This window comes from Streptomyces capoamus, from assembly GCF_014654935.1.
Taxonomy (GTDB): domain Bacteria; phylum Actinomycetota; class Actinomycetes; order Streptomycetales; family Streptomycetaceae; genus Streptomyces; species Streptomyces capoamus.
Genome location: NZ_BNBF01000007.1, coordinates 149,261 through 150,755, shown reverse-complemented (window position 1 = coordinate 150,755; position 1,495 = coordinate 149,261). Strand labels below are relative to the sequence as shown.

Genomic DNA, 1,495 nt, shown 5'->3' with positions numbered 1-1,495 from the left:
TCCTGTGCGGGGAAGACGGAGGCTTGTTCTCTTCGATTGTGGACTAGACCATGAGGGCGTGTCCATGGCGTGGAGGCGTCCCGCGCGGGCGCATCCACGGCACTCGATGCCACGCAGCCTAGCCCGCCCGGGTCACTCGTGGGGCCGGATGCCCGTGCCAATTTCCCCACCGCCCCCCGCCTCCGCCCCCGAACCCGCAGGGCGCGGACGGCGACGACCCCGCCGACCGGATCAGCGCGCGGTGGACGGCCGGGCCGGAGCAGCCCTCGGCCACGCGGATCCGGCCGGGGCGCCCGCGCGGATCCGGCCGGGGTCCGGCGCCCGGGCCCGGCGCCCCGGCAGCGCGCCGACAGCCCAGGTCGAACTGCGCGGGACGACCCTGCCCGTGCCCCTTGGCCCCGCCCCCGGTGCGGAACCGCTGCGGACCGTGCGCCACCAGGTACCTTGGGCGTTGTCGCCGGCGGCCCAGATGTAGTCGGTGCCCTTGACCCGGACCCGGCCGGTTTCTCCCTCGCCGTGCCGGAGGGCTTCACCCGCAGCCCGCCGGGGGGCGGCGCCGCGAGCCAGTGGCCGGGCGCATCACCGGCCCGGCCCCTCCACTGATGCTGCGGGCTCCCCCAAGGTGCAGGTCAACCCGGCGACCTACGCGCTGGTAGGCCCCGATCCCGGACATGGTGCCCGGTACGCCGTCCCGGCGCACCGGCGGCCTCCCTGGCCCGACGCCTGCCCGATTTCGCCCTCCGGTCCCCGCCCTCCAGGACCCCGGTTCTGTTAGATTGGTCTAAACCACATAGAGACGCACAGAGCCCTCTTCAGAACGGCAGGCCCAGCGTGGAAGTTGTCATCGTTCCGGATGCCGCGGCCGGCGGCGAGCTGATCGCCGAGGCCATGGCCCAGCTGCTGCGACGCAAGCCCGACGCCCTGCTCGGTGTGGCCACCGGCTCCACCCCGCTGCCCGTCTACCAGGCGCTGACCGCCAAGGTCCGCTCCGGTGCCGTGGACGTCTCACGGGCGCGGATAGCGCAGCTGGACGAGTACGTGGGACTGCCCGCGGACCACCCGGAGTCCTACCGCTCGGTGCTGCGCCGCGAGGTGCTGGAGCCGCTCGGGATGGACATGGCGGCGTTCCTGGGGCCGGACGGCACGGCCCAGGACGTCCAGGCGGCGTGCGAGGCGTACGACCGTGCGCTCGCCGAGGCCGGCGGGGTCGACCTCCAGCTGCTCGGCATCGGGACCGACGGGCACATCGGGTTCAACGAGCCGTGCTCCTCGCTCGCCTCGCGCACCCGGATCAAGACGCTGACCGAACAGACCCGGATCGACAACGCCCGCTTCTTCGACGGCGACATCGGGCAGGTCCCGCACCACGTCATCACCCAGGGCATCGGGACGATCCTGGAGGCCCGGCACCTGGTGCTGCTGGCGACCGGCGAGGGCAAGGCCGACGCGGTCGCCGCGACCGTCGAGGGGCCGGTGGCCGCCGTGTGCCCCGCCT

General features: G+C 74.0%; 1 protein-coding gene. It reads left to right on the top strand.

The window, feature by feature from the left end; genetic code table 11:
* Nucleotides 1-831: 831 nt before the first annotated feature.
* Nucleotides 832-1,495, top strand: a 664-nt coding sequence (locus IE312_RS13705; RefSeq protein ID WP_229899686.1) for a glucosamine-6-phosphate deaminase, incomplete at its 3' end; no start/stop codon positions are given.